The sequence below is a fragment of the Paenibacillus sp. P4_A7 genome (genome assembly GCF_056402455.1).
The window spans coordinates 1-9,214 of sequence record NZ_JBFUHJ010000205.1 but is presented as its reverse complement, the minus strand read 5'-3'; the positions used below and the strand labels follow the sequence as shown (position 1 = coordinate 9,214).

General features: G+C 42.5%; 7 protein-coding genes. 2 read left to right on the top strand and 5 right to left on the bottom strand.

Annotation, left to right across the window (positions count from 1 at the left end; all coding sequences use genetic code 11):
* A partial coding sequence (locus AC1DWN_RS20685) for a DinB family protein (protein ID WP_477560796.1) occupies nucleotides 1–385 on the bottom strand: 385 nt, incomplete at its 3' end.
* A gap of 322 nt (nucleotides 386–707) precedes the next feature.
* Between AC1DWN_RS20685 and AC1DWN_RS20680 the strand changes: the two genes are divergently transcribed.
* Complete coding sequence (locus tag AC1DWN_RS20680; RefSeq protein ID WP_477560795.1) at nucleotides 708–2,117, top strand: HEAT repeat domain-containing protein; 1,410 nt, start codon at nucleotides 708–710, stop codon at nucleotides 2,115–2,117.
* Nucleotides 2,118–2,195: 78 nt separating this feature from the next.
* On the opposite strand, the gene AC1DWN_RS20675 is transcribed toward AC1DWN_RS20680, so the two are convergent.
* The 4 genes from AC1DWN_RS20675 to AC1DWN_RS20660 form a co-directional block, all read right to left on the bottom strand.
* Nucleotides 2,196–3,023 (bottom strand): AraC family transcriptional regulator, encoded by an 828-nt coding sequence (locus AC1DWN_RS20675; protein ID WP_477560794.1) that lies wholly within the window; start codon nucleotides 3,021–3,023, stop codon nucleotides 2,196–2,198.
* Between the two features lie 25 nt (nucleotides 3,024–3,048).
* On the bottom strand, nucleotides 3,049–3,525 hold the full coding sequence (locus AC1DWN_RS20670; protein WP_477560793.1) for a class I SAM-dependent methyltransferase: 477 nt from the start codon (nucleotides 3,523–3,525) through the stop codon (nucleotides 3,049–3,051).
* 221 nt (nucleotides 3,526–3,746) lie between these two features.
* Complete coding sequence (locus AC1DWN_RS20665) at nucleotides 3,747–6,503, bottom strand: hypothetical protein (protein WP_477560792.1); 2,757 nt, start codon at nucleotides 6,501–6,503, stop codon at nucleotides 3,747–3,749.
* A 144-nt stretch (nucleotides 6,504–6,647) separates the two neighbouring features.
* On the bottom strand, nucleotides 6,648–8,468 hold the full coding sequence (locus AC1DWN_RS20660) for an LTA synthase family protein (protein WP_477560797.1): 1,821 nt from the start codon (nucleotides 8,466–8,468) through the stop codon (nucleotides 6,648–6,650).
* 368 nt (nucleotides 8,469–8,836) lie between these two features.
* Between AC1DWN_RS20660 and AC1DWN_RS20655 the strand changes: the two genes are divergently transcribed.
* Nucleotides 8,837–9,214: exodeoxyribonuclease III (locus AC1DWN_RS20655; RefSeq protein WP_477560791.1), on the top strand; the 378-nt coding region annotated here is incomplete at its 3' end.

Sequence of the window (9,214 nt, the reverse complement as noted above, 5' to 3'; positions counted from 1 at the left end):
GTCCACGAATCAAGCTTAACGTCGAACGTCTAATATGCATATAATCTTCAATTAATTCGGATAAAGCATAATCATCGAAAGAAATGCCCTTCATCAGCTCATCCTGATCAAAACCGGCAAGCGGCGTCTTATCCCCTCTCGCAATTCGCAGTAGTCGATAGCTCATAATTCGCTCGCCATCATTGACATGTCCTAGCACCTGTTTTAAGCTCCATTTCCCTTCCGCATAGCGACTATTCCATTTATCCTGCGGGATATCGGATAGAAACTCCGTTGTACTTTTGAGAGACTCCGCTAAAATATCTCTAATGTCCCCCTCCGGAACTAACCGAACGTACTGCTCATAGTAAGCATTGTATTCTTGACTAGACGGCCTTTTACTCATTAACCACAACATCCTTTCTAATTTGAACTTCATTAGCACTTCATTTACACTTCATCTGCACTTCACTAGAGCTTAATCGCAACCCATTTCATCAGCTTAGAAATGCCTTATAAGCTACTTTGCACTTGATATATTATCGTAATTCTATTATGTAAAATGTAGAACATTTACTAAAATCCATTCATTTCTCATTTCCACCTTATCCGAAACAGAGTTAGTTTTATGCAAGTATCGCTTAGTTTCGTGTATGTAGCAATGACCAATATTCTCATATAATCGGTGTATTCAATAAATTCCAATTACCCAAATGGAGGCAAACAATATGAGCAACTCGAACTCGCCTATTTTACTAACCGATGAGCAGATGAGAACATTTATTACAAACGGATTCCTTATTCTAAAGACAGACTTTCCAGCTTCGTTCCACCGTGCATTAAAAGAACAACTAGATCATGTATATGAAGAGGAAGGCAACCCCGGCAACAATCTGCTTCCACGAATTCGGGAGATTCAGCAAGTATTTGATCACCCGATTATTACTGGGGGTTTGACTAGTGTTCTTGGTCCAGATTACATGCTTCATGCGCATAGACATGGTCATTACAATGCTCAGCCTGTAGCTGGAGGCTGGCACAAGGATAGCTACTGGGGCTATTCAAAAATGAGAAATCATCACCCATGGTGGGCAATGATTATGTATTTCCCGCAGGACACACCTATTGAGCTCGGACCGACTAGTGTCATGCCCGGTACACAAAATTATGAAACAAGAATATTCGAATCTGACGAGACACCAGGCGAAGCTTGCGCAAGCGGTGAAGCTGGAACCTTTGCACTCATCCACTATGATATTTGGCATCGCTCAACACCAAATGTACTTGGCAATGCTCGTTATATGCTTAAATTCGAGTTTATGAGAACGGCCGCTCCTACTGCACCATCATGGGACAATCAAGAATCCAAATGGATCGCACCGGTCAATACTCCACCAATCTCTCACGACACGCTTTGGGAGGATACATGGAATTGGCTATCGGGAAGTGTCGGCAGCATAGCAAACACATTACCAGCTGATACTCAAAAAATTAGCGAACTAACTGCCCAATTAGAGGACAGCTTTGAGCCGAACGCTTTGAATGCCGCTTATGAGCTTGCTCGTTACAATGAGCAGGGCATCGATGCATTGCTCAAAGGACTACATCACCAAAGAACGGATGTATCCCGAATCTCTGCATACGGACTTTCCGCAGTTGGTGAAGCAGCTGTCGCTGGTTTAAGCGCGGCACTTAAAGATACTCGTGAAGAGACAGTCCAGCATGCCGTATTCGCTTTAGGCGAGCTGCGCCAACTAGCTCAAGGAACAACTCCTGAGCTTGTAGGTCTACTTTCTCATTCATCCATCAATATTAGAATAGCTGTTACGGAAGCACTTGGAATGATCGGGGCTCCCGCCAAAGAGGCGGTTGAAGGACTACTATTAAGCTTGCAGGATGAGAATGTTCAGGTTCGCTTTATGGCGGGTCTTTCCTTATCAAGAATTGGTTCCGCTGCCGCTGCGGCTGTCCCAGCTTTGGAGCTTGCCTTAGAAGATGACAACCGTTACGTCCGTGCGCACGCACTCGAAGCACTAAGATATATCGGAACTCCAGAAGCGAAGGATATTCTCATTAAGTCGTTGTTTAATTCCAGATGGTGTACAACGACTACACCAAGCAATTCCTTCTATCCTTAAGCCAATCACTTTTCTGTAAGCAAAAGCCCTCCCAGAGCAGCGACTGCACGGGGAGGGCTTTTCAGTTGAAAAGCATCTTTATTTCAGCGAAATCTCTCTATACTCAGTCGGTGATAAGCCGGTGTAATCTTTAAATAATCTCGAAAAATAGGTAGCATCCATGCCAAGCATTTCCGCGATAGCAGACATACTATTAGAGCTAAAAGCCAGCAGATCTCTAGCCTTATCCACGCGCTTGCGATTTACGTATTGAATAGGAGAAAGGCCCGTTGTATTTTTGAACATACGGATAAAGTAATTGGGGTGAAAGTGAACCATTTGCGCCAGCTTGTCGACTGTCAGGTTTTCCGATAGATGCTCTTCAATATACGTGAGTACCACATTTAATTTCTCAAAAGACCCCGTCGTTGCCGAGCTGATTGTTACGGTATCAGCTTGCTCAATATACATAGCTATAATTTCAAGCATGGCTGCATGCATATGCATACCTGACGTCCACTCTCCGCTTCGATACGATGCTATTAGACGTTCAAATTTCTCCGTTATCGCCGTAGGGTCAGATAGTGAAACAATAATGGGAGTTTCCAGCATATCAAATAGGTGAAAGCTGCTCAGCTTCGCTGTAAAATGGCACCAATACTTTCCGTATCTATCCTCACTAACTGTCCCGTAGGATTGAACAGAACCGGCCGGAAGCAGACAAAGATCACCAGGCTTAGGGTAATAAGTACGATTGCCAACCTTGATGAAACCTTCACCCTCTACGATATAATAAAGCTTGTTAAAGTCCGGCGTATAATTAGCCTCACTCCACGTAATGGGCACCTTCGTATAGTCAGCTACAGCTACATCTAATTGCAAACTTGCGAGGTAGAACTTCCAAATTTCCTTCTTGTCTGCATCCACTACCGGTTCCTCCTTAACACTGCTGCTACCTCAAATATATTCTCATCCTCACACGATTTTCAAGTATTTCTTCAACCAAAAACCAATTCGACACTTGATCGCAATCCGGTTTTTTATTAGGTGTAATGACAATTAAAGTACTAGCAGCTTGTCCAAGCTGCCATAAAAGCGATGGGAGCAAGGATTTTGGACAAAGATGGAGCGCAAAGCTGCAAATGATCGTATCATATTGCCCCTCCAACTCCCCATTAATAATATCGTTAAAAGTAAGCTGCAAAAGCGGCTTGCCTGTACGTTCAAAGTAAGCTCCCTCTGTGTAGGGATCAATCCCAGTGATATCACGATCTCCAAGCGCTAGAGTTACTTCGCCGGACCCGCAGCATAAATCCAATACTTTTTCTCCTACGAAGCCTTTTTCCAAAGCCATATTCATTAATCTGTGAATGACCTTCTCATGTGGATTTCTGTATTCACTACCATGCTTTAAGTAATAGTCATCCACGCCAAGCTCTTCATATTGCTTCCTGATCGCAACTAGCTCCTTGGCCTTCGCTCCGTTACCTTTTTTGTAAGATATAATTTTCCACCTCGAAATTGTTTTCTCAACTTAACTTATAATAAACGATCTCATTTCAAAAAGACATGCTCAAACAAAAGGAGCCTTCCACACGAGGAAGACTCCCTGCCTGTCTATAGCTACAGAATGCCAAAACTTCGGCTTATCTAATCTAACTCAAGCTTATCCTTGATTAGTAACCCCTCATAAGTAAGCATTCCTTCATTAGGCTCCAATCCTATCTTCTCCGTTTCCAGAGTGCCGAGATCACAGAATGTCCATTTCCCATCAACCTGCTTAAGTCCGACCTCCAAATGAGCGGCAAGACCAATCGCATACCACAAATTAAGCGTAAACGTAAAGCGGATCGTATCCTCTGACAGAAATCTGGCATCAATCGGCTGCCATGCGAAAGCCCTTGTAGCACTTCCTTTTTTCGCATCGCTAGCAAACTGCTGATATAAATGCTGAAAGCCTGGATTGCGCCAAGCCTTATTGGAAAATAATCCGCGCAGCTTCTTCTCATCCAGCTTCCCTTCAGGATAGTCCGTTTCCACGATGCCTATCGCTTGCTCCAGCCGTTTCGAGTAACGATTAACGATGTCCATCAGTTCCTCATATTCCTCTGTTCGGTCAACCATATCAGTGATAGTTAACGTTCTTCTCTCCAAATTCGGCGTTAATGCAAGCTCCATTCTGCCGCCTATCCATGCGCCAGCAATAAGCTGCTCACCCTTCCGTTTAATAGAAACATTATCGTCCAACGGTAAGGTTAGCTTACTTTGCTTCCCTTCTCCATATTGGTTATATACAAAAGTAAGCGGGAAAGCATCCCCAGACTTTGTTACAGCGTAAGCCATCATTGACCTTATTCCACCATCAAACCCTTTACTAAATGGATAGCCGCGAGGCTGAAATAATAACAGATCGAAATCATCAAATTCATATTTGCTCATTTCCGCTATCGTTTTTAGCTGATGTAGAGCCAAATCCGATAGGCTAGGCAGCTCTTTTTGACTGCCGTTTTGATCAGTGAAAGTCACATGGTATGACCCGTAATAGAGGGAACTGCTGCCTGTTAGCCTAGACAGCTCTCCCGGCTCAGAAAATAACTCGAGCTTTCCATATCGAGAGATACCTCTTGCTCTGAGATCGGTAGCCTCGTTTTTCTGGATATAGCTATCATTAGCTGTCTCCCACCATTTTGAGTCATTATCCCTCTGTTCTTGAAAATCAACAGGTACGATCGGAAGCCCCTCGGCATCCCTCTCCACCCCATTCACAAACCTTACATAATCAATGCGCCTCTGAGCTCGTCGCTCATAGAGAAGCCACTCATTATGATGAATGGTCGGCAAATCGTATAACATCTCATTATTGAAAAATTCACCTTCATCTGATACAATCCGCTTGAATTTGTCCTGCTCCCCGTTCCATTGACGAATATAACTATGTCCATCCGTAACGATTTGCGAGTATAGTTGATGATCCGTTTCGTCTGTATCATTCCTATCATTACTGAGTATTGTCTCTGCTTCAACTGGTGACTGCCATATAAGCTGCTTGTTCCGATCAACAAGCAGATAGGAAGGTGAAAGAAAATTATACCCCGTATCTCTTCTAATTACAGATGCATCCTTCATTTTGCTGAAATCATCCGTTGTCTTGTAAGCTGTTTGTTTGCCCGTCGCCATGTCGTACAGTTTGTAGCTGCTGTTCTTCTTTAGCGGATCTCCACGTTCTTGCAAGACAGGCTGGAAATCCTCGATCCAAATCTTATCCGCACCTTCCCAGCCATACACGTTCATTCTCTTATTAGAGTCTTTAGGCAAGTCAAATGTTTGGAACAATACACCGTTACGATTATAGAAACGTATCCCTTCGGCAAATAGAAGCATGCCGTTGTCCCCTGAAATACCAATGGCCTTATCCGAAGAACCATGCTCGATATAAAACGAACTACTATCTGGACTCCATTCGATTCCAGGCTCCATTAATGACGTCTTGTCATCAAAACTGAATTCTCCAACCGCTCCCCATGAATCCGTATCTATGATCTTAAAGTTGCGCCCATTCTTTTCTTGATAAACGAACCTTTCTAAATCTGGAGAAGGAAACACCAGCTCACGTGGCGGGGTACTGCCCAGATCACCGTAAGCCGGATACAGGTTTTCCCCACTGGATAACACCTTTTGAGTAGCAACATCGATAACCCACACTCGCCCTTTATAGCTGGTTATCATAAGCTTGCCATACGAACCATTCGCCTGCTCTGTGTAGTGAGTGCTAAGTATATAATCGTTTACTGCTTGCTCGTCATTTTTATCAACTTCCCAAAAACGCTCAGCTATCGTCGAGATCTCGCCATTCTCGATATTTAATCGTACTAAATGATAGGTAAGCTTATCATCTTTCGTAATGGGCATGACGAACATTACATACTGATCATCTATAAAAGTAAAAATACCTGGGTAATTCAAATAACTATCTGAGCTCGCTTCATACATCGGATACACTTTAATTTCACTCGTTTTCGGATTAACAACGACTGCGTCATAACCCATCGTTACACTATCGTGGCTAGCTTTCTCGTCATAATCATAACGGGAGACGGCATGAACTATGAAAGACGGTGTACTTACCGTCGCATAAAAATCGGGATGCTGTTCTTCGTCAAAGGTTAACTGAAACCCGCGTTCTGCATCGACGGCGCTCACTATTAACGCTGGGAAATGAGTCTTCCCCGCAGCTTCAGAAGATTCGATACTCACGGGAATCGGTGTTGTGGCTGCTGCATTTTGTATGGACTCCGTTGTATTTTGTACATCCTGTTTCGATGAATAAGGTAATGGATTCACTAGCACCACGAGGATTACAATCACACTTAATGAAATAATGACAAGGCTTCTCTTTTCACTGGACATGTCTTATTTCCTCCATATTCATTTTCATAATGATATAGACGGTTACAAATCCATTTTGTTACTATTTTTGAAAAAGTATGTACAAAAAGAGCACCCCTATCCCAAAAGGACAAGAGGTGCTCGATCTCATTCAATTATAATGGTCTATCTTTTGGGAAGCTGTTTCACGTATTCATCAGACACCTTCATCAGTTCCAAAATATAATCGTAATCCTTGCGGTACTTGCTAAAGTCAGTTACCGGCTCTAATGTTCTTAGATCAACGGCAGTTCCATCCTCAAAGCCTTTACCCGGTACGAACAAGATGTCGTTATTGAAGAATGAACCTGTCGGCAAATAATATCTCATCCCTAGCACATTCTGATCAATGTTCAGCAAATCATGACCAAATGCGGTGTAGCCCTCTTCTTCTAGTGAGACGCCAAGCAAGTTCGAGATCGTTGGCATAATATCGACCTGTCCGCCCACCTGATCCATTACTTTGCCTTCTGTTCCTGGCACATGTACGAAAAAAGGAATATTAAAACGACTAATTCGTTCATCATATTTAATACCAAGTTCCGAGCTTACCCATGAAGCTTCATTATCCTTCGTTTGCAGCCCGAAGTGGTCACCATACAGAACAAGCACTGTATCTTCCCACATACCATTTGCTTTAAGGCCCTTAATTAATTCACCAATCGCATAGTCCGTATAATTAATAGCTTCAAGATAATTGCCTAGCTGTTTTCCTTGCAACGACTCAGGTACTGTTAATCTCTGAAGCTCCGTCGGCACCTTAAAAGGATGATGGCTAGAGGTAGTGACGAACTGCGCATAAAACGGCTTGTCCTGCTCATGGAGCGCCGTCAGCTTCTCAAGTCCAACACGGTACATCTCAATATCAGAAGCGCCGAAGCCGTTAAAGTTGTCATTTTTGAATGAAGGCTTGTCATAATATTTCGTAAAGCCAAGCGCAGGATACATCTGATTCCGATCCCAGAACGTTACATCATTCACATGAAATGTGTTAGACACATAACTGTGTTTCTCAAGCACCCTCGGCAAGCTAGGGAGTACTTTATCTCCGAATCCGGTAGACATAGCAATAGAGCCTGTCGGATAGATGGATGTATTAGACATGAACTCTGCATCTGATGTGTTGCCTTGCCCGATTTGTTGATAAAAATGCGGGAAGTAGAAGCTCTCTTTGGCAAGCTGATTGAGCACTGGAGTTACTTCTTGTCCCCCGACTGATAAGTTGATCGGGAAATTCTGAAATGCCTCCATCTGGATAACGATGACGTTTTTGCCCTTAGCTGCACCAAAGTAATTAGGCGTTCCAGCAACCTCTGCACTTTCTTCTTGATTGTTGTAAGAATTCTTCAAATCTTCTACAGCAGCAGCGGTTTCTTCAACGCTTCCGTTCTTTGCCGCGATCTCTTCTTTACTTACCTTTATCGCTGCTGCTACTTGATAATCCAGAAAACCAAGACTTTCCGCTTGAACAAGCTCATTCGGAATTGTACTGCCTCCCCGGATGTATGCGCCAGATATAACTACACATACTAATGTTGCAATAATAACGTAAAGTGGTTTGGCTACTGGCTTGCGCTTTACTGATCTAACGCCTCGGTTTAGATTAACGAAGTAAAGAATAGCAATCACAACTATATCTAGGAAGAACAAATAATTTGTAAGCTGAATCGTTGCACCAACGCTATCCTTAATTTGCAGCACTTGATCCAGACCATGCAGTGCTGTATAGGTAGGTACGGTACCGTAATAGCTGAAATATAAAGTCGAGGCGAAGAGCAGCAAGGACAATATCGCATTTAACGATCCAAACACGATGCCCTTCCATCTCGCCGTAGTTAATAATTCTGCAACACATAGTAATGTTAATACAGCTGCAGCATCCGTCAGTAGTCTATCGACCTGAATGCCCTGAAATATAAATTGACGGAAAAGGATCATTTTCAACATAACTAATATAAAAGTGAGTATAAAAGGCGACCTTCGAAAATCATTTATTTTGAAATCCAATCTATTTCACTCCTCTTATTACGATACAAAAAGAAAAATAGCCGTCATGGATAGACGGCTAATGTAATCGTGAATGTTAAGTTAATATTAACTCATTTAGCACTATTAATAAATAGGGAAATGTAAACAATCCGGGAATGTACCACCTCTAAAATATACGATTACCCCATCCATTCAACTTAGCAATCGCCACTACGAAAAAATAATCTCCATAAACACATTATTTATACGGTGTTGCCAATCATAAAATAAATTTATGATACACTAGGAAAATAAATAATGTTTGTACGGTAAGGAGATTATTATTAATGAAACTTGTTTCTTGGAATGTTAACGGACTAAGAGCCTGTGTAACCAAAGGATTTATTGATTATTTCGAAGGAATAAATGCGGATATATTTTGCATTCAGGAGTCTAAGCTGCAAGAAGGCCAAATTAATTTGGAAATTGGCGAGGAATATCATCAGTATTGGAATTACGCGATTAAGAAGGGCTATTCCGGTACAGCTATTTTTACAAGAATAAAACCCCTCTCCGTGCGATATGGTTTGGAGGAAGACAACGAGCCTGAGGGACGAGTCATTACACTTGAATTTGATCATTTCTATCTCGTTAATGTGTATACGCCGAATGCTAAGCGCGATCTACCTAGACTGGATTACAGATTGGAATGGGAGGATCGGTTC

Bases quoted from the DNA above. Each gene is read 5' to 3' on its own strand.
- AC1DWN_RS20665 (WP_477560792.1), bottom strand. From the start codon at position 6,503: ATGTCCAGTGAAAAGAGAAGCCTTGTCATTATTTCATTAAGTGTGATT.
- AC1DWN_RS20680 (WP_477560795.1), top strand. From the start codon at position 708: ATGAGCAACTCGAACTCGCCTATTTTACTAACCGATGAGCAGATGAGA.
- AC1DWN_RS20660 (WP_477560797.1), bottom strand. From the start codon at position 8,468: ATGTTGAAAATGATCCTTTTCCGTCAATTTATATTTCAGGGCATTCAG.